This window comes from Planctobacterium sp. AWH2_060, from assembly GCF_056158425.1.
In genome coordinates this window covers 4,858,747-4,876,676 of the sequence record NZ_JBSWTG010000001.1, presented here as the reverse complement: position 1 = coordinate 4,876,676, position 17,930 = coordinate 4,858,747, and the positions used below count along the sequence as shown (strand labels likewise).

The window sequence follows — 17,930 nt, the reverse complement described above, 5'->3', positions numbered from 1 at the left end:
GCATGAAAAAACTCACTCTGCTTTCCAGCATTCTCCTTTCCAGTACCTTGGTACAGGCTCAGGAACCAGAAAAACTAACCATAGAACGCATCTTCTCCTCTCCAGCACTGGAAGGCACAGCTCCCAGTAAATTAAAGGTCTCTCCTGACGGTCAACGGGTTACCTTTATCCAGGGTAAAGTTACAGATTACGAACGCTACGATTTGTGGGAATACAACGTAGAATCAGGAAAAACTCAACTGCTTTTCGATGCCGATAACTTGCACAGTGGCAAAGAAGAATTATCAGACGAAGAAAAAGCCCGTCGTGAGCGTCGCCGTGAATACGGCACTGGTATCATGGAATACGAATGGTCCAGCGATGGTAAAGCCCTGCTGTTCCCACTGGCTGGTGACGCCTGGTACTACCCTATGGGCAGCGACAAGGCACAGCAAATTCTGGAAACAGAAACTTTTGAAACCGACATCAAAATCTCACCTAAAAACACATTTATTTCTTTTATCCGTGAGCAAAACCTGTATCTGAAAAATATTGCCACAGGTAAAGAAACCCAGGTTACCAGTGATGGTGGTGGTGCCATTAAAAATGGCATGGCGGAATTTGTTGCTCAGGAAGAAATGAGCCGTATGACCGGCTACTGGGTATCACCGGATGAATCTAAAATTGCTTATATCCGGGTGGATGAATCGCCAGTAGATATCATTACCCGCACAGAAATCTACGCTGACAATGTTAAAGTAGTAGAACAGCGTTACCCCAGAGCTGGAACGCCAAACGTAACAGTAAAGCTGGGCATTTATGATATTGCATCGGAAAAGACCGAATGGGTTAACTTGGGTGATGACCATGACATTTATCTGGCTCGTGGTAAATGGCTCAACAACAGCCAGCAATTCAGCTTTCAACAGCAAACCCGCAACCAGAAGCAATTGCAATTAAAAGTGGTGGACACCAGTAGCAACAAAGTTTCGGTGCTGTTGACCGAATCCAGCCCAACCTGGATTAACCTGCATGACGATCTGTACTTCCTGAAAAACCAGGACGCCTTTATCTGGGCCTCTGAAAAAGACGGCTTCAAACACCTTTACCTGATGGGCAACGACGGTAAACAACTGGCACAACTGACAAGTGGCGACTGGGTAGTAGACGAAGTATCAGCCATTGATGAGAAGGCAGGCGTAGTTTACTTTACTGGCCGCAAAGACACTCCCGTGGAGAAACACCTTTACAGCGTGTCTTTAAAAGGTGGCGACATTAGCAAGGTCAGCCAACGTGCAGGCTTCCACTCCATTGCATTTTCTAAAGATGCCAGCATTTATGTAGATGACTTTTCCAGCATCAACACCCCGCCACAGGTTAGTTTACACAAAGCCAATGGCGAACAGCTCACCTGGTTAACGGAAAACGCAATCGATGAAAATCATCCGTTAGCGCCTTATCAGGAACAATGGGTCAAGCCTGAGTTTGGCACCTTAAAAACCCAGGACGGCGTTACCCTGCACTACAGAATGTGGACACCTAAACAAATCTCCGGAAAACACCCAGCTATTGTTTATCTCTATGGCGGCCCAATTGCTCAGGTAGTGCAAAATCGTTGGGGCGGCAATCGCGGCTTGCTGATGCAGCATTGGGTAGACAAAGGCTATGTGGTATTCAGCGTTGATAATCGCGGCTCAAATTACCGTGGTAAAGCCTTTGAAGACCCAATTCATGAGCGCATGGGTGAGATTGAAGTTCAGGACCAGGTGGCTGGCGTGAAGTTTTTGCACACCCTGCCCTACGTAGATAAAGAGAAAATCGGTGTCTATGGCCACAGTTACGGCGGTTACATGACCTTAATGAGCATGTTTAAAGCAGCCGACTATTTTGCTGCTGGTGTATCCGGAGCCCCGGTAACAGACTGGCGCTTGTATGACACCCATTACACCGAGCGTTATATGGGCAACCCCAACAGCAATCCGGAAGCCTACACCAAGTCGTCCGTATTCCCTTACGCCGAAAATTTAAAAGGAGACCTGCTGATTTATCATGGAATGGCAGACGATAACGTGCTGTTTACCCACTCCACTATGCTGTACAAACACCTGCAGGATTTAGCCATCCCCTTTGAAGTGATGGATTATCCCGGCAAGAAACACAGCATCCGCGGTAAGCAAACCGGCATTCATCTCTACAACACCATCACCAACTTCTTTGACCGTACTCTGAGATAATTCAGAGCGTTAAAAATAAACACTAAGGGCTGCCAATTGGCAGCCCTTTTTTGTAGCCCAATTAATTACGTGGACACCCACCATAAGTTACATGGACACACATCAAGCAAAGAATAGTGAAATTATGGCTGTTTCCGTCTATTCCTATTGCTTTTTTACAATGGGTGTCATGTTTAAGCCTTATGATGGCTGCCTGCACGAATACTCAAAAATCTTCAGATGGGTGTCCTGGTATAAGCGCTCGAACGACCGGTTAAATTTAAACCCCAAAATTTGTCATCCTTGATTGAAGATAGGGTGTACGGATCCCCTTTTAGTTTGTAAGAGATTGACTATAAAATGCTGGATTTAAAACATTTGAATCAGCCTTTGCACCTATTCAAAAATACTGACTAGCTATTAAGGTACACGCTGTGAACTCAGATTTGTGTAATGGTTCGAATTCTGACCCAGAGAATATAAAAGCTGCCGCCTAATGGCTCAAATTACACACAATGAAACTAATAACGGAATCGTTGTGATGGAGGTAAGCGTCCTGAAGCCTTTTCTTTTTCAAGCCTTTCCGTAATCTTAGGTTTAACCACCTCCACAATTTTGGCCTTTTCTTCGTTGCTTAAAAAACGCCAATTATTGACCTCTTCTCTTTTGCGAAAGCAACCTAAACATATGTCATCATCATCAAATCGGCATACTGCCTGACAAGGATCAATCGGTCTGCTAATCGGGGTTTTCATAGTCAAGTTTCGCAAAATAAAAGTCGTTACCTCGGGGATTTTAGCACATTAAGGTTGTCAGTGATCACCTCACCTCGACAGCATGACAAGCGCAACCAGGGTATATTTATTAGGCGTTCAATTGTTTTTAATAGAGGGCATTATGAAAACGGTAAACTATTCTGTATCTAAGTGGCGTTCCAAAGTGGATTGGTGGTTCTTCACTGCATTAGTTCTGGCAGCGCCAGGGTTACTAATCGCCTGGCCTATGCTGCAAAACCAGGGGTTTAGCCTACAACCTTCGGATATTTTCACAGCTTCCGCCATCTGTGTGCTGCTGTTTGTAATCATTCGTTTTTCTGCATGGCCTTGTGAATACACCCTGCATCAGGACCGCCTGGAAATCAAATGTGGTAAGTTACTCTATAAAACCATTTACTACTCAGATATCCAACTGGCCAAACAGAGCAACAATTGCTTCTTAGCTCCCACTTTGTCCTTTTCACGCATTAAGATTTTCCACGCCGGATCCTACACCTTTATCTCTCCGAGAAACCGTAAGGCGTTTATTCAGGAATTAAAACAACGCTGCCGCAACTTGCATCAGATAGAACACGAGCAGCATAGTGAAATGCATAATCTGGTTTCTGTTAGATAAGGGAACCGAGAGAGACGAATTTAACCGGATGGATCCCATCCGGTTAATTCAAAAGAAGTTACTGACCAGCCTGAGTGCCCGTTGCAGGCGGCTGTTGCACTACTGCTGGCGGAGCGCTTCTGGCAGCATTTTGGCTCTTAATAGTAGACACTTCTTGCTTTAACGACTCAAGCGCATCAATGCGCTCTATCAAAGCTTCGATGCGCAACGCTACGGTAGCCACCTGATCGCCCATATCGCGAATCTGTTGCTCAGACGCAGCCCGCTGTTTTACCACAGATTCTAACGAGCTGTTAATTTCTTTGGCTCTGGTCAATTGCTGATTAACCTGCTCCTGGATAACCGCCATATTGGTATTGGATTCACTAATATCTGAACGCAATGCCGTTAATGTGGCTTTTTGATTTTTAAATTCGTTAGTTGTCTGGGTTTGAAGTTCTTTAATTTCGGTTTGATTGCGACGCCATGCAGAAGCCCAAAGCTTGTCCATTTCCTGCCACAATACATCGGTTTTATCCTTTAACTCATTAACCTGTACCCGCAAAGCAACGGCAGACTGATCCAGCTCTTCACCAGTTGCAGAAATCTTGCGCTCCAACTCATAAATTCGCTCGCTGGCGTTTTCCAACTGATTCACAGTTTTTTGCTGCAAAGTGTACAGCCAATAGCTACCGCCATAGCCGCCCAGCGCCAGCAACAAAACGAAAACCAACAGACCACCTGACGACTTAGCCGGTGGCGGATTATCCTGAGGCACTTCTGGCTGTGGCTTAGTTTTCTGCGCTGCTCGGGTGCGCTGAAAAGAATCCCTGTCTTCTTTTTCCAGTACAATTCTGGGCACATTATCAAATTTATCTGTCGACATACCTTCTCTCGACAAGCCTGAATGCGGCTCTGACTACTAAATTAGGTGGAGATTATACTCTATATAGTTAAACCGCATATTAACGTTTATTACCTACAGTTACCAATCTCTGTGGTGATCAATTGAGATAAATTGTGGCAGTAATAAGGCAAGCTGTTTCACAATGTGATTATTAACTAGAGATAATTGGACTCCCCCGACCCAATAAGTCGGGTAATATTTAAGTTCCCACACAAAAATATTCAGGAGTCCAATATGCATAATATTAGCGCAGGCGTCGATTTAGCCAAAGAAGAAATTCAGGTCTGTACCTGCAAAAAGAATAAGGTGCAGAGTAACGAAGCTATGTCACCAGAGGCTTTTAGACACTGGCTCACAACGTCTAAGCCCATGACCATCGTGTTTGAAGCATGTGGCACCTCCAATTACTGGAAACAAGAAGCTATACGGCTGGGGCATGACGCACGAATTATTTCAGCTAAACTGGTTGCCAATGTAAGGCAAAATCAAAAAACTGATAAGAATGATGCGCTGGCTATCTTGCAGGCTGCTCAAATTGTTGATGTGTCATTCATTAACGGTAAGTCTAAACAACAACAGGAACTTCAGTCCCTGGTCAGACTAAAAGAGCTGGCTTCCAGGCACAAAGTCGCCATGCAGAATCAGCTCACGGCTCTATTGTTGGAATTCAATATCCGCGTATCTCCCGGTCAGGGAGGACTTAAAGGTGTCATTGATGAGGTACTGGAAGATGCTGAGAATGAATTTAGCTCTTCCTTTCGTAAAGCCCTGGAAACAGGATGGCAGCAATTACAGCTAAGTATTGAATCTGTTGAGCAATATGAGATATGCATTGAGAAAGCGGTCCAGCAGGAAGAAGGATGTAAAAGGCTGTTGGCTCTGGAAGGTGTTGGCCCACTCAATGCCATAAACTTATATAATGCTCTGGGTTGTGGTGAAATGGGGCAATTTAAAACTGGCCGTGACGCAGCCGCTTGTATCGGGCTTACACCTATTCAGCACTCTTCCGGAGGAAAAATTAAGCTCGGTACGATAGGGAAATATGTTAAGAACAAGTCGGTCAGAAGTTCGCTTATCACAGGTGCCATGTCTGCCATCAATCAGATGCTCCGACGCAAAGCGCAAACGAAGAAAGAACTGTGGGTACAAGAGTTGGTCGCGCGAAGAGGAAAGAAATGTGCGGCTGTGGCACTGGCCAACAAAACGATCAGAACGGCCTTTTCCATGCTCGCAAACCACACCGAATACAAAGCAGAATTATTGCCACTTTAACGGCAAGAGAAATTTAAGTTACGCAACATCAAAAATGCAAAATTAAAGATGAAAATCACCTCGTTAGTCAGCAACACGCAAAGTGCTTAAAGCCCGCTTTAGAGATTTGACAACGAGTTCGCGAAAATATCAGTGAGCCTGAGGTAGCTTCTCAATTAGAGCTCGTACATAAGCAAGCATTAATTCTTTGATAAATCTTTTTGATGTTGACAAGGGGGAGTCCACATAAGCGTGTTGATCTTTGCTGTACGAAATTTGTTCTATATATAAGCGCTTTAATCGCGGAACAGTCCTACAGGCCTAGTGGTTCTAAGTCAAAGGACTGTGACAAAGAGTAAAGCGCTTATATGACGAACCCTTCGGGCAGCGCCTGTGTGCAATTTATACCGCGTTGAATGCTTTTGATTTAGAGCCACTAGACCTTCAAGCATTCGCCTTGTCTAAATTGCACACAGACTGCTGCAAAATTGTACCGAAAAGATCAACACGCTCTAAATTAAGTTCATCGATGCCCGGGGAATATGGTAAGTTTCCGCCAATAATTTCAGCTGTTTAAAGGAAAAATCGCGTGTTGGATCACCAGGCTATCATCGCTGCCCATCAGCGCATCAAAGATAAGGTTCATCAAACCCCAGTTTTGGAGTCAACCTTGCTTAATCAATGGTTAGGCCATCGGGTACTGTTCAAAGCAGAGTGCCTGCAAAAAACCGGGGCATTTAAGTTTCGCGGAGCCACCAATGTGCTGGCCAGACTTCACGAAAACAACGAACTGCCAAAGCAGATAGTGGCAAACAGCTCTGGAAACCACGCTCAGGCCATAGCCTATGCCGCAGCATCCTTCAATGTTCCCGCCAGCATTTTCACCATTGAGACAGTATCAAAAGTGAAAGCAGCGGCCACCCAGGCCTATGGCGCGAAATTACATAAGTTTGCCAACCGGTTAGCCGCAGATGCCGCCGTGCAAGAGGCCGCTGAGCAACCCGATACTTTGTGGATCCCTCCTTTTAATCATCCGGATATCATTGCCGGACAAGGAACTGCTTGCTATGAAGCCTTAGGTCAAATCGACGCACAGGTAAATGCGGTCTTTGCCCCCTGCGGTGGTGGTGGTTTGCTATCAGGCACCTTGCTGGCCGCCAAGGGTATTGACGACAACATTCAGGTGATAGGCGCGGAACCCTTAAACGCCAACGATGCTGCCCGCTCCTTGCGCAGTGGTAAAATCGAGAGTTTACAAGGACCACCAGACACGCTTGCCGATGGGGCTGCCACGCCAGCCGTAGGTGAACTGACCTTTCCGATTTTGCAGCAATGTGATGACTTTTACGAGATTGACGAATCCCGCATTGCCTACTGGACCCAATGGTTACAGCACTTACTCAAACTGCATGTAGAACCCACCAGCGCGATGACGATGCAAGCGGTGATTAACTGGCTTAAGGCCAACCAGTTTAGTCAACCTCAAACCTGCTTGGTGATTTTATCTGGTGGTAATATCGATCAGGCCAAAATGACACAGCTCTGGCAGGAAGATTATCTCGCCGAATTACCCGGTATTTGAGATTTTAACACTCTTAATCTGGATTCAGGGCAAACTCAAAGCTGACACACAAGCCACCGTGTTCACGGTTGTAGAGCCTGAGTTTGCCGCCATGTGCAGCAACAATCTCATTGCACAGCGCCAGCCCAATGCCAGACCCCTGCTCTTTGGTGGTATAAAAAGGTAATAAGGCCTGTTGCAACTCTTCAGCCGCCATTCCCGGCCCCCGATCAAACACCAGAAAAGTCAGCTTGTTGCCCTGCTGAGTCAGACGAAAACCAATTTCCTGCTCCGCTGAACCAGATTCCCGGGCATTTTTTACCAGGTTAATCAGAAGCTGTTCAATCTGAGAGACATCGAAATAAGCATGAGTGACTTGAATATCCAGCTCACAGGGTATCGACAGCAATGTGCTTAAATGTTCGAAGAAGACCTTTAATTCCACCTGCTCTTTATGGGGTGGCGGCATTTTCGCAAACTGGGCATATTGCCTGATAAACTCGCTTAAATGCTGACTGCGGCGCTCTATGGTTTCTAAAACGTCCTGCAATAAATGTAAATGCTCCGGCTCTGCCAGAATGCGCCTCGCGGATTTAGTCAGGGATGAAATCGGTGCCAGTGAGTTGTTTAGCTCGTGGCTTATCATGCGGATCACCGTCTTCCATAACTCAATCTCCTTGCGATCCATCTCCTGGCTCAGATTTTTATATAAATACAAACTGTGATTTTGACCATTGAGCATAAACTGCTGAAAGTTGACGTTATACACCATCGTCTGATCATCGACATTGTAAGTCACTAAACCGTCCTGGCGACTATGGGTGGCTTGTTGCAGCGCATCGGGCAAGAGCGCGATTAACTGGTCAATCGCAAAGCCTTCCGGCGACTTGGTGACATTCAATAACTGTTTTGCTGCATGGTTGCTATACACCACCCGCTGGCGGCTATCAGCCAGAAACATGGCCACCGGCGTCGATTGAATAACATTGTCTAACAACAACTCCCGCTGAAAGATATTCATGCGCTCAGCCCGCAAGATACCCGCCATTTGATTGTACAAACTGACAATATCTTCGACTTCCTGATAACCGTTTTTATGAATGGTTAAACTAAAGTCATCGTCCTGAAAGGCGCTAACGCCATCGTTTATAGCCTGCAGTACATCGGTCAGGGGGCGCAATAACTGCTGCAATAAAATCGCCAGACCAAACAACGAAAAAAGGGTCAAGCCGATAACCCACAACTGCGGAGTCTGAGTATTGGCAAACAGATAAATAACCGCTGCGCAATACAGCGTCAGAGCCAAAGCCAGCGGCAAATACAAACGCCAATACAGAGATTTCTTCATCAAGACTGGCTCTCGTCAATGCCAAACTTTTTCATACGTCGGTACAAGGCAGAGCGGCCCAGCCCTAACAATCTGGCTGCGTCAGAAATCACGCCCCCGGCCTCATCAATGGCCCGCCGAATATCATTGGCATTAATTTCATCATCTTTAACCGCTTCGGATTTCAGCAACTGTGGCAAGTCCAGTCCCAGATCCGCTACCTGAATCAATTGGTTTTGACACAATAATGCCGCTCTTTGCATCACGTTTTTAAGTTCTCTGACGTTACCGGGCCAGTGATATTGTTTCAGCGCCATGCTCGCCCCGTCAGACAAGCTGGCCTTACCGGCCAAAAACAATTCGGCCAGCGGTAATATGTCAGCCTTGCGTTTGTGCAGAGGTGGCAAACTAAGTTCGATAACATTAAGCCGATAATAGAGATCTTCGCGAAAAGTACCGGCTGCAATAGCCGCCGACAGGTCGGTATTTGTGGCACTGATTATGCGCACCTTAACTTTGATATCTTCGTTACCGCCAATGCGCTGAAATTCGCCCGTTTCTAACACCCGCAATAACTTTATCTGACCATCCATCGACAGGTTGCCAATTTCATCCAGAAACAAGGTACCACCGTGGGCTAATTCAAAGCGTCCATGGCGTCTCTGCGTAATACCAGTATAAGAGCCAGCTTCCGCTCCAAATAACTCCGCTGCCATCAATTCGGGTGTTAATGCCCCGACATTAACCTTAACAAAAGGTCCGTCTTTACATGGGGAATTGGCTTGCACAATTTCCGCTATCTTCTCTTTACCCGCACCGTTGGGACCGGTAATTAATACCGCCACGTCAGAGTTGGCCACCTGAGTTGTCATGCGCAGTAATTGCGCCATCGCTTCACTTTGATAGCGAATGCCACATAAATCAAAGTGCTCAGACAAACTATCCCGCTGTCGAATGCGTTCCAATGCATCTTGTTTTTGAGCCTGCTGAAGTTGGGCAAGCTCCAGCAGATTATTGATTGTGACTAATAATTTATCGTCATCCCAGGGCTTGCTGAGATAATCACTGGCGCCCGACTTAACCAGTTGCACCGCAGTTTCCAGACTCGTCCATGCGGTGATTAAAATGATGGGAAGATCAGCAAAGCTGTCGCGAATTTGCTGAAACAGCTGTATCCCTTCCTCACCAGAAGTCTGATTTTTACTGAAATTCATATCCTGGATCACCAGGTTATAGTGGCCGGAATTAAGCGCCTCCAGTCCTTCTTTAGGTGATGCCGCATGATGTGTATCAATATTATTCAGGTGCAACAGCACCCCTATAGCCTTAGCAACATCCGCGTTGTCGTCTATGACTAAAACCCTCGCTTTCATTTGGACTCCCTGAAAGGTGATTATCAATAGAAAAAAGGCCGCTCTATACCTGCGGCCATGAGTCTGACTAAGCTCCCCTGGTCACTATCGCCGGTGGTACTTTAACCGCCCGTCTTCCGGGGATCCACACTGCCACTACATTGATTAACCACAACAAAAGGGCAATAACCAATAACAACACCAAGTCTAAAATGTTTTGCTGCTCCATGGTGGACAGTTCAAAGCTAAATAACAAGGTCACCACCATGCCAAGCGTTAGTCCGGCGAGCGTTATAATACTATTTTCCGTCAGAAAATAAGCCATGATATCGCTTTTTCTTCCTCCCAGTGCGCGGCGAATTCCGATTTGCTTGCGTCTTTGATTAACCTGAAAAGAGGTGAACCCAGCAATGCCGAAGGACGTTATCAGCACCAGCACTAAACTGATAACCAGGAAGGTCAATGCGCGACTTCCGCGGCCGTCATACATGCGCTTTTGAATGCGGGATAGCACTTCGTATTGTGCAAGGTAGCGGCCCTGATCCTGATAAAAAACGGTGGCGATATCTTCCAGTTTTTGAGCCGCCGTGCCAGGTGCCATGCGTAGTAAATAGTGCGGCTCTGTGCCAAACTGCCACTCAGAACGCGGCATGATCATGGTTTGGTATGATTTCCCGTAGTAGTTAAGCGTCTCACCATTCATATAGTCGCTGTATACTCCTACCACTTTGACGGCGTCAGCGCCCTTGTTCAGCCATAGGGTTTTATCCAGCGCATTGTCATCAGCAAACAAGGCTTTTGCCATAGACTCGCTGATCATTACTTCACTGTTTTTTGCCTCAGACTCAGTAATGACATCAGCAAAGGTAAAAGACCGTCCGGCCACCAGCGTTAAATTCAGCACCTCAAAAAGCTGTTCATCGGCACTAAAAATATTGGTTTTATAGGACTCTGCTTGTTCATCTGTTGACAGATAAACATCGCGCACCACCTCAGCAGCAAAAGGCACCTGATCTGTTGCAGTTACCGCTTCGACTTCATCAATAGCCTTTAATCGTTGCAGATCGTTTTGCACCGCTGCTGCGACATTGACACTGGGATCGTAAAAACGCGGGGTAACCCGAATGATATCCTCATGTGGGATCCCAGAGGGTAAATTCCACTCTTTAAGCGTGGCAGCCGCCAGTAACACCGACAGGCTCAATACCGCCATGGTAAAGGCTATCTGCAACACCATAATAGCCGCCATAAATTTGTTGTGCTTAAGACTCAGGAGAATTGATTTAATTTCCATGTTGTTACTCCTTATTCCGCTTTTAATTGTGTGGCTGGCGAGATATTGCACACGCGCCAGATGGGATACAAACTCACCAGCAAGGCACAAACGATGCTGGTTACAAAGGCCTCACTGATCAGTATCCAATTGAGTTGATATTGGTGCGCGATGCTCTGAGCTGTAACGGTATAATCCACCGCATACAATCGAATGTTGAGCATGCCCCAAAGGCCCACTTTAGACACCAGGATACCCAATAAACCGCCGGCAAAACCAATTAAAATCACCTCCAGTACATACTGATAAATAATGGTGGTTTTACGTGCCCCGAGCGCCCGGCGCAAACTCACTTCCCGACTTTGGCGAATGAACTTAGCCAGTAAGATGCTCACCGCATTAAGCAGACACACCGCAAAAAACAAGCGGGAAATCATCTTGAAGGTATTGATATAACCATTGCGGCTGCCGTAGTAATTCACCTGTTCCTGCAAATGTGTGACATAAATCTGCGGCTCTCTGGGAAAACGCCCAAGCGTTTTCTGTGACTCCACGTAATTTCTTAACTGGCTTTGGTAAGCTTCCAGCTGATCGTCTGGAATTTCCGCCCAGAAGCTTATCCAGGAACACTCAGAGCTTAGCAACTGTTGCAGGTTTTCAGTGCGAAATTGGCCACTGTCTTGGGCCTCTGTTGACCAACAGTTGAATCTGGCATTGCGCGGTAAGTCATTGTCCAGCGCGAAGCGGTATGGCACAAAGAACTCGTGTAAATAACCCGGTGCAAAACTGCGATCATAAAAGCGTCGGGTGATGGTCCAGTCAGCCATTACGCCAATCACTTTCAGATTCAGGGTATCCACCCTTACCAGTTTCCCAACACTGTTTTCACCGCCAAACAAACGATCATTCATGGCGCGACTAATAACGATAACCCCTGCCCCGGTTTCATCTTCTTCAGCACTCCAACCATTACCGTAAATAAAAGGCGTTTCAAACATGCTAAAAAATTGGCTGTTAGTGGCCAGAATTTCCGAGCGAATGGCAGGCACATTATTGTCCTGCACGTTGATTACGCCATTGGTATTCCAGTTAAAAGAAGTGCGCACACCGGGCAATTGCCACTGCTGAAAGTTCATGACATCTTTGTAAGTGCTGTCCACCATGCGCACTTGCTCAGTGATGGGTTCGGCTGAGGCTTCGCGGTTATCCATTTGAATCAAGAACAAATTCTCGCTCTTATGGGCAACCGGCACACTGTTGCTGTAAAACGACATGGTCTGCACCGTGGTGTACAAACCCAATCCAATGGCCAGAGTTAAGATCACCAAAAAGGTTAATCCGGGGCGCTGCCGCAAACTCGCTAAGGCCAGTGACAAGTTATATCTGAACATCTGGGACTCCTAAGCTTGTTTGACAATGTCTTCGGTAACACTGTATTCCAGATCACTAACCTGACCATCGAAGATCTGAATATTGCGGTGGGCGCGTCGGGCTAGCTTGTCGTCGTGGGTAACCATGATAATGGTGGTGCCGTTTTGATTGATTTTTTCCAACAACTCCATCACCTGCTGCGCCATCAGCGAATCGAGGTTCCCGGTGGGTTCATCGGCTAAAAGGAATTTTGGCTCTCCGGCAATGGCTCGGGCAATCGCCACTCTTTGTTGTTGACCACCAGATAGCTGGGTTGGCAAATGCCTTGCTCTGGAGCCCAGCCCCACAGTTTCCAGTGCCTGTTCGACTCTTTGTTTACGGTCTGCCTGAGACAAGCCGCGATAACGCAAAGGCACTTCGATGTTTTGATATAAAGGCAAGTCCGCCAGCAAGTTAAAACTCTGAAAGATAAAACCAATCTTTTCGTTTCTTAAATCAGATAACTGATTGTCATTCATACCACGGACATTTTCGCCATCCAGGTAATAATCACCCTCTTCAAAAGTTTCCAGCAATCCCGCCAGATTCAAAAAAGTGGTTTTCCCTGAACCAGAAGGCCCGGTGATAGCGACGAACTCACCGGCTTTGATGTGTAAATCTACTTTGCGCAGCGCGTGGGTTTCAATCAGCTCTGTGCGATATATTTTGCTGACGTTTTCCATTTTTAACATGATGCTTTTCCTCTTATAAATTCGCTTAATTATTCAAATACAGTTGGCTTTGCTCTCGAAATTGAGCGGTGTTGGAAATAATGACGGTATCTCCCTCCGCTAAGCCGGAGAGCACTTCCACTTCGGTAATACTGCGGGAGCCAAAAACCACTTGTTGGCGATGGGCGTTATCCCCACTAACCCGATAGGCGAATCGTCCACCTCCGGACTCCAAAAACTCGCCGCGCTTAAGTTTCAACACATCGCTTTTAGCTTCGATTAAAATACGGGCACTCACCTTTTGATTTTGTCGCAATTGCTGCTCAGAGGCCTGAGTGAAACGGATCCGCCCTTCCACCTGACCGTCAGCCACTTCTGGCGAAATCGCCACCAGCTCACCTTGTAGCTCAGTGCCGTTAACGCTTATTTCGGCTTGCAACCCTACGCCTAAATCGTCCGCGAAGTTTTCCGGGATGGCGGCTTCAATTTCCAGCACGCTGAGATCCACCACAGTGATCAAGGCACTATTCGCTGCCACATTGTCTTTTTGTCGCACATAGACACTGCCAATCACGCCATCGGTTGGCGACGCCAGCGTTAGCTGTGCTATCTGACGGTGCAGCTCATCCACTACATGCTGCTGTCTGGCCAGTTGCGACTGCATACCTTGCAATTCCAGAGACATATTCTCTTCCTGAATGCTGTAGTTCTGCTTAGCATGTTTATGTACCAGGGAAGCTCTTTTGAAGGCTGCTACTTTCTCTTCATATTCTCGCTGACTGATCAGAGAATCGGTCACGCTGATCTCCGCCCGTTGTTTTTCCACACTAGCGGAATCTAAATTCACCTCAGCCACTTCAATTGCTTGTTGATTGTTCAGCCTGGCGCTTTTGATTTGTATACTTTGCCGTCCGACCTCCAGCTTTAACTGCTCCAGAGTTGCCAGCTCCTGAGCCAGACGATTCTTTAATTCAGGGCTGTCCACCATAGCCAGAGTTTGACCTGCCTCTACCCGGTCACCGGCTTTGATATACAAGGTGACAATGCCACCGGAATTGGCGTATAAGGTTGGGCTATTGGCGGCCACCACCCGGCCCTGAACAGCGATATCCCGCATCAAATCACCGCGAACCACTTGCGCAAACCGCAAGCGCTCGGTATCCACCGACATATCAGAGGCAAATAACTTGTTCATTTTATTCAGGCCAAACAAACCAGCGGCCAAAACAACAAAAGCAACAATAGCGGGCAAACCAAAGCGCTGCAGTGGTGATCTTTGCTTTACAATTACCCGGTCCTGTCCGGAAGTATCTCTTAACATTCAATAAAGTCCTGTTTAATTTGAGCGGCAGAAGCGGCCTGCAGAATTCAACACGCTCTCCTTACAGCAAAAACAGGGCCAAATCGTAAATTATTGGTTTTATTGAATAATTTTTAAATACAGACTGGTCGAACAGTCTGTTTGTTCGTTCGGGTGTTCGGGCGAACAGGGATAAGAACAGTATCAGACCGGGAATGATTGTGGGATTGTCAGTTGCTCAGCCACCATGTACAAGCAATCGCTTAATCCGCCCGGAATTTGCTCCGGATAGGCTTGCTCTGTAAAGCCACAGCGTTGATAAGTGCGCATTGCCACTTTATTGTCAGAAAAAACAAACAGTGAAAAGCCGCTGGCTTGTTGTTTGGAACAGGCATTTTTCGCCAAAGCATGCAGCAAGTGGTAAGCAATGCCCTTACCTCGCTGGGTTGGCGATACCGCAAGGCGCCCGAAGTGATGGCGTCCCATGCGTACATAATATTGTCCGAATGCCACGACTTCATCACCATCAAGCAGAACATAACTGGCCAGACTGCTGAGTTTTATCTGGCAGGCGAATTCTGCCGCAGTCACAGCAAGGGTCAGGCCCGGTCCACCCCAGCTCAATAATTCTTTGGCGTCATTAAACCAGCCCTGTATTTGTTCTACATGGTGGGTTTCTGCCGGAGTCAAACTGTAGCTTTGCATGTTTTTTTCACCTAAACTGAGAGCTGCTTTTACACTATCACAAGGAGCGTCTGATGACTCGTCACCATAACCTGAATTACATCGAAATTCCCACTCAAAATATTCAAGCCAGCAAAGCCTTTTTCACCGAAGTATTTGGTTGGTCATTTGTTGATTATGGCGAGGCCTATAGCAGTTTTACCGCCCAGGGTATAGATGGCGGCTTTTTCAGTGCCGAAAAGGCGGTTTCCACCGCAAATGGTAGCCCGTTATTGGTGTTGTACAGCAACAATCTTGAAGCCACACAAAGTGCAGTGGAACAAGCAAGCGGAAACATTATTCAGGCAATTTTCTCATTCCCGGGCGGACGCCGTTTTCATTTTACCGATCCGGCAGGCAACGAATACGCTGTCTGGTCGGAATGAGACCGGCTCCTGATTTGCAATTATTAGCCGATTCCGCTTTGCAAGTTTCGGCTATTACACTTATGCTGGCGGCAAACACTCACAGGTAAAAACACAACCTCGTTATGCTGCCAAAGTTATCTATTCTGATTATCGAAGACGCTCCGGATCTACTGGAGCAAATCCACACAGGTATTACCGATTCTATTGATCATTTTGATCGTTCCGATATAGACATCAACGTATTACAAGCCAGCAGTGTCAGCGAGGCTTTGCAATTGGTGAACACCGATGGCGATATTCAGGCAGTCATCTTCAGTTGGGATACCACAGTAAACTGGGAAGAGATAACGCCCGACCAGCAAGGCAAAATTGCCAACAACTCTGCTGTTATTGACGCTATCAAAGCCATTCGACTGGAATTACCCGTTTATGTGTTAGGCGACGCCATAAAGGGACTGGAAATCATTGACCAGGCCTCAGGGGTGGAAGCATTTTTCTACCGCAACGACATCATCACGGATCCTGAATCGATTTTGGGTTACATCATTAACGACTTTGATGATCGCAGCGAAACACCATTCTGGACCGCTTATAAAGATTACGCAGTGGAAGCCAATGACTCATGGCATACCCCCGGCCACAGCGGTGGTGCCAGTTTTCGCCACTCGCCCTTTATCAGTGATTTTTATCGCTTTTTTGGACGCAACGTATTTGTCAGCGATTTATCAGTCAGTGTCGATTCCTTAGGCTCTCTCTCAGACAGTACCCATGCGATTGGTAAATCACAGGAAAACGTCGCCAATACCTTTCACGTCCGACATTCCTACTTTGTCACAAACGGCTCATCCACCTCTAACAAGATCATCTTGCAAACCCTGTTACGAGAAGGGGATGAGGTGATCGTGGACCGTAATTGCCATAAATCTGTGCACTACGGCATCGTGCAAGCCCGGGCCATGCCTTTGTATCTGGACAGCAAATTAAATGCCGAATACGGCATCTTCGCTCCGCCGTCTCTGGCACAAATTAAATCTATGCTGGAGCAACACAGCAACGCCAAATTAATTGTGCTTACCGGTTGTACCTACGACGGTATATTGACCGACATAAAACAAGTGGTAGACATGGCTCACGCGCGCGGCGTTAAAGTTTTCATCGATGAAGCCTGGTTCGCCTATTCACTGTTCCACCCGGATTTTCGTCATTATTCGGCTATTGCCGCCGGAGCAGATTATGTCACTCACTCAGCCCATAAGGTGGTTTCAGCTTTTTCTCAGGCTTCTTATATCCATGTCAACGACCCGGATTTTGACAAAGACTTTTTCAAAGAAGTGTATAGCATCCATACCAGCACCTCGCCGAAATACCAGATCATTGCTTCGCTGGATGTGTGTCGCAAACAGCTGGAAATGGAAGGCTTTAAGATCCTCAACGAATTGCTGGACAACGTAAATCAACTGAAGCAGCAGGTCAGTCAGTTTAAGCGGATCCGCATCCTGAATCCGGCTGACTTTAAAAAGATGTTCGCCCATTTTGAGACAGACAACCTGGGCCACGATCCACTAAAAATCCTGCTGGATATCTCAGCACTGGATTATTCCAACCAGGAAATTCATCGTTTCTTAATGAATGAAGTGGGGCTGGAAATCGAGAAATTCACTCACAGCACCATTTTGGTATTGCTGACTCTGGGTGGTATGCGCTCTAAAATTGTACGCCTGTACAACGCCCTGAAAAAGCTGGACTCTGGCACAGTGTCACTAAACAAGAGCAAACGCAAAAGCGTTTTACCGGCTGCAATTCCGCCCATTAATTTGGTGACTTTGCCTTCTGACGCCTTTTTTAGTCAGCGGGAATCCATTGCCTGGCAGGACAGCGTCGGCCGCATCGCCGCGGGGTTAGTTACTCCCTACCCGCCCGGCATTCCGTTACTGGTACCTGGACAGTTAATCGAACAAGATCACATTGATTACATCAAAGCCTTGTCCTCACAAAAGCTCACCATTCAGGGCTTATATGACGGCGAGCTTTATGTACAAAAAGACAATGAAAGTGCTGAATAAAAACGGATTTCACAGGATCCCTGTTCAAATCGAATTTGCTCCGTTCTGGTAATATCGATAAATCCCTGTAGGTTGGAATTTATTCCGACGCCAGTGCTAAATTCATCCACTGCTGTCCGACTAAAGTCGAACCTACCAATCTAATTCAACCAGTTGTAGGG

General features: G+C 46.7%; 15 protein-coding genes. 6 read left to right on the top strand and 9 right to left on the bottom strand.

Going from position 1 to position 17,930, the window contains the following annotated elements; translation table 11 throughout:
* Nucleotides 1–2 precede the first annotated feature (2 nt).
* Nucleotides 3–2,213 carry a S9 family peptidase gene (locus ACXAD8_RS21025; RefSeq protein WP_475232143.1) on the top strand — a complete coding sequence of 737 codons (2,211 nt, stop codon included), beginning with the start codon at nucleotides 3–5 and terminating at the stop codon, nucleotides 2,211–2,213.
* 500 nt (nucleotides 2,214–2,713) lie between these two features.
* Here the strand turns inward: ACXAD8_RS21025 and ACXAD8_RS21020 are convergent, their stop codons facing one another.
* A complete protein-coding gene (locus ACXAD8_RS21020; protein WP_475232142.1) occupies nucleotides 2,714–2,947 on the bottom strand; it encodes a DUF1289 domain-containing protein in 234 nt (77 codons plus the stop codon).
* A 142-nt stretch (nucleotides 2,948–3,089) separates the two neighbouring features.
* On the opposite strand from ACXAD8_RS21020, the gene ACXAD8_RS21015 reads away from it, so the two are divergent.
* Nucleotides 3,090–3,584, top strand: a complete 495-nt coding sequence (locus ACXAD8_RS21015; RefSeq protein ID WP_475232140.1) for a PH domain-containing protein — start codon at nucleotides 3,090–3,092, stop codon at nucleotides 3,582–3,584.
* Between the two features lie 58 nt (nucleotides 3,585–3,642).
* Here ACXAD8_RS21015 and ACXAD8_RS21010 read toward each other — a convergent pair whose 3' ends face one another.
* Nucleotides 3,643–4,449 (bottom strand): hypothetical protein, encoded by an 807-nt coding sequence (locus tag ACXAD8_RS21010; protein ID WP_475232138.1) that lies wholly within the window; start codon nucleotides 4,447–4,449, stop codon nucleotides 3,643–3,645.
* 255 nt (nucleotides 4,450–4,704) lie between these two features.
* Here ACXAD8_RS21010 and ACXAD8_RS21005 point away from each other — a divergent pair, with 255 nt between their 5' ends.
* Together ACXAD8_RS21005 and ACXAD8_RS21000 are read left to right on the top strand one after the other, a co-directional pair.
* Nucleotides 4,705–5,742, top strand: coding sequence for an IS110 family RNA-guided transposase (locus ACXAD8_RS21005; protein ID WP_475231667.1), 1,038 nt, complete (start codon nucleotides 4,705–4,707; stop codon nucleotides 5,740–5,742).
* Nucleotides 5,743–6,310: 568 nt separating this feature from the next.
* A complete protein-coding gene (locus ACXAD8_RS21000) occupies nucleotides 6,311–7,303 on the top strand; it encodes a serine/threonine dehydratase (RefSeq protein WP_475232136.1) in 993 nt (330 codons plus the stop codon).
* 13 nt (nucleotides 7,304–7,316) lie between these two features.
* Here the strand turns inward: ACXAD8_RS21000 and ACXAD8_RS20995 are convergent, their stop codons facing one another.
* The 7 genes from ACXAD8_RS20995 to ACXAD8_RS20965 form a co-directional block, all read right to left on the bottom strand.
* Nucleotides 7,317–8,630 carry a sensor histidine kinase gene (locus ACXAD8_RS20995; RefSeq protein ID WP_475233048.1) on the bottom strand — a complete coding sequence of 438 codons (1,314 nt, stop codon included), beginning with the start codon at nucleotides 8,628–8,630 and terminating at the stop codon, nucleotides 7,317–7,319.
* On the bottom strand, nucleotides 8,630–9,982 hold the full coding sequence (locus tag ACXAD8_RS20990) for a sigma-54-dependent transcriptional regulator (protein WP_475232134.1): 1,353 nt from the start codon (nucleotides 9,980–9,982) through the stop codon (nucleotides 8,630–8,632). The genes ACXAD8_RS20995 and ACXAD8_RS20990 overlap by 1 nt, the downstream gene beginning before the upstream one ends.
* Before the next feature lie 67 nt (nucleotides 9,983–10,049).
* The gene (locus tag ACXAD8_RS20985; protein ID WP_475232132.1) at nucleotides 10,050–11,255 is read right to left on the bottom strand and encodes an ABC transporter permease; all 1,206 of its coding nucleotides are present in this window, start codon (nucleotides 11,253–11,255) and stop codon (nucleotides 10,050–10,052) included.
* Between the two features lie 11 nt (nucleotides 11,256–11,266).
* Complete coding sequence (locus ACXAD8_RS20980; protein ID WP_475232130.1) at nucleotides 11,267–12,625, bottom strand: ABC transporter permease; 1,359 nt, start codon at nucleotides 12,623–12,625, stop codon at nucleotides 11,267–11,269.
* A gap of 9 nt (nucleotides 12,626–12,634) precedes the next feature.
* Nucleotides 12,635–13,336 (bottom strand): ABC transporter ATP-binding protein, encoded by a 702-nt coding sequence (locus ACXAD8_RS20975; RefSeq protein ID WP_475232128.1) that lies wholly within the window; start codon nucleotides 13,334–13,336, stop codon nucleotides 12,635–12,637.
* A gap of 25 nt (nucleotides 13,337–13,361) precedes the next feature.
* Nucleotides 13,362–14,636: an efflux RND transporter periplasmic adaptor subunit gene (locus ACXAD8_RS20970; RefSeq protein ID WP_475232127.1), complete on the bottom strand. Its 1,275-nt coding sequence runs from the start codon at nucleotides 14,634–14,636 to the stop codon at nucleotides 13,362–13,364.
* Nucleotides 14,637–14,819: 183 nt separating this feature from the next.
* Nucleotides 14,820–15,320, bottom strand: coding sequence for an N-acetyltransferase family protein (locus tag ACXAD8_RS20965; protein WP_475232125.1), 501 nt, complete (start codon nucleotides 15,318–15,320; stop codon nucleotides 14,820–14,822).
* A gap of 53 nt (nucleotides 15,321–15,373) precedes the next feature.
* On the opposite strand from ACXAD8_RS20965, the gene ACXAD8_RS20960 reads away from it, so the two are divergent.
* Together ACXAD8_RS20960 and ACXAD8_RS20955 are read left to right on the top strand one after the other, a co-directional pair.
* Nucleotides 15,374–15,724: a VOC family protein gene (locus ACXAD8_RS20960; protein ID WP_475232123.1), complete on the top strand. Its 351-nt coding sequence runs from the start codon at nucleotides 15,374–15,376 to the stop codon at nucleotides 15,722–15,724.
* A 104-nt stretch (nucleotides 15,725–15,828) separates the two neighbouring features.
* Nucleotides 15,829–17,769: an aminotransferase class V-fold PLP-dependent enzyme gene (locus ACXAD8_RS20955; protein ID WP_475232121.1), complete on the top strand. Its 1,941-nt coding sequence runs from the start codon at nucleotides 15,829–15,831 to the stop codon at nucleotides 17,767–17,769.
* Nucleotides 17,770–17,930 lie beyond the last annotated feature (161 nt).

Bases quoted from the DNA above. Each gene is read 5' to 3' on its own strand.
- ACXAD8_RS21005 (WP_475231667.1), top strand. From the start codon at position 4,705: ATGCATAATATTAGCGCAGGCGTCGATTTAGCCAAAGAAGAAATTCAG.
- ACXAD8_RS21010 (WP_475232138.1), bottom strand. From the start codon at position 4,449: ATGTCGACAGATAAATTTGATAATGTGCCCAGAATTGTACTGGAAAAA.
- ACXAD8_RS20970 (WP_475232127.1), bottom strand. From the start codon at position 14,636: ATGTTAAGAGATACTTCCGGACAGGACCGGGTAATTGTAAAGCAAAGA.
- ACXAD8_RS20995 (WP_475233048.1), bottom strand. From the start codon at position 8,630: ATGAAGAAATCTCTGTATTGGCGTTTGTATTTGCCGCTGGCTTTGGCT.
- ACXAD8_RS21020 (WP_475232142.1), bottom strand. From the start codon at position 2,947: ATGAAAACCCCGATTAGCAGACCGATTGATCCTTGTCAGGCAGTATGC.
- ACXAD8_RS20975 (WP_475232128.1), bottom strand. From the start codon at position 13,336: ATGTTAAAAATGGAAAACGTCAGCAAAATATATCGCACAGAGCTGATT.
- ACXAD8_RS20980 (WP_475232130.1), bottom strand. From the start codon at position 12,625: ATGTTCAGATATAACTTGTCACTGGCCTTAGCGAGTTTGCGGCAGCGC.
- ACXAD8_RS20985 (WP_475232132.1), bottom strand. From the start codon at position 11,255: ATGGAAATTAAATCAATTCTCCTGAGTCTTAAGCACAACAAATTTATG.
- ACXAD8_RS21015 (WP_475232140.1), top strand. From the start codon at position 3,090: ATGAAAACGGTAAACTATTCTGTATCTAAGTGGCGTTCCAAAGTGGAT.
- ACXAD8_RS20990 (WP_475232134.1), bottom strand. From the start codon at position 9,982: ATGAAAGCGAGGGTTTTAGTCATAGACGACAACGCGGATGTTGCTAAG.
- ACXAD8_RS20965 (WP_475232125.1), bottom strand. From the start codon at position 15,320: ATGCAAAGCTACAGTTTGACTCCGGCAGAAACCCACCATGTAGAACAA.
- ACXAD8_RS20960 (WP_475232123.1), top strand. From the start codon at position 15,374: ATGACTCGTCACCATAACCTGAATTACATCGAAATTCCCACTCAAAAT.
- ACXAD8_RS21025 (WP_475232143.1), top strand. From the start codon at position 3: ATGAAAAAACTCACTCTGCTTTCCAGCATTCTCCTTTCCAGTACCTTG.
- ACXAD8_RS20955 (WP_475232121.1), top strand. From the start codon at position 15,829: ATGCTGCCAAAGTTATCTATTCTGATTATCGAAGACGCTCCGGATCTA.